The following is a 798-nucleotide window of genomic DNA, read 5'->3' as shown; positions in this document are numbered from 1 at the left end:
ATAAAAATGGCAGTGTTTAAAGGTGGTGTAGGTACATCAAGCATTCATTCTCTCGTCTGTTCGGACTTGGCGACAAGGAAGAAGAAGCAGAGATTGCTGAACATGATACGAATAAAGAAGAAATTCAAGAGATTACAGTAGGCGATATAATTCCTAACCGTTTTCAGCCGCGCACCATTTTCTCAGAAGAAAAAATTAAAGAATTAGCTGCAACCATTCATACACACGGCATTATCCAGCCGATTGTCGTCAGAAAAACAGAGCGGGAAGGCCAATATGAACTCATAGCCGGAGAGCGGCGCTGGCGGGCGGTTCAAACGCTCGATTGGGAGAAGGTTCCCGCTATTATTAAGGATTTTTCAGATACAGAGACCGCTTCTGTCGCTCTTATCGAAAACCTTCAGAGGGAAGAATTATCTTCGATTGAAGAGGCGCATGCTTATGCAAGGCTTTTAGAGCTTCACGATTTGACGCAGGAAGCCCTTGCACAAAGGCTTGGAAAGGGCCAGTCAACAATCGCCAATAAGCTCAGACTGTTAAAGCTTCCGGAAGAGGTGCAGGAAGCGATCTTGAAAAAAGAAATTTCAGAGCGCCACGCAAGAGCGCTCATACCGTTGAAACAGCCCGACCTTCAGGTCAAGCTGCTGCATGAAGTCATTGAAAAGAGTTTAAATGTAAAACAAACCGAAGACCGTGTCGTCAAAATGCTTGAGCAGGATAAACGCAAGCCTAAACCAAAGAGAAAAGCGTACAGCAGGGACGCGAGAATCGCGATGAATACGATTCGCCAGTCCTTAT

General features: G+C 45.4%; 1 protein-coding gene. It reads left to right on the top strand.

The window, feature by feature from the left end:
• Positions 1–35: 35 nt before the first annotated feature.
• Positions 36–798: nucleoid occlusion protein (gene noc, locus ACWHAR_RS25830; RefSeq protein ID WP_452088269.1), on the top strand; the 763-nt coding region annotated here is incomplete at its 3' end.

It is taken from the genome of Bacillus sp. LR--39 (assembly GCF_053613335.1).
This window is presented reverse-complemented; position numbering and strand designations above follow the sequence as displayed.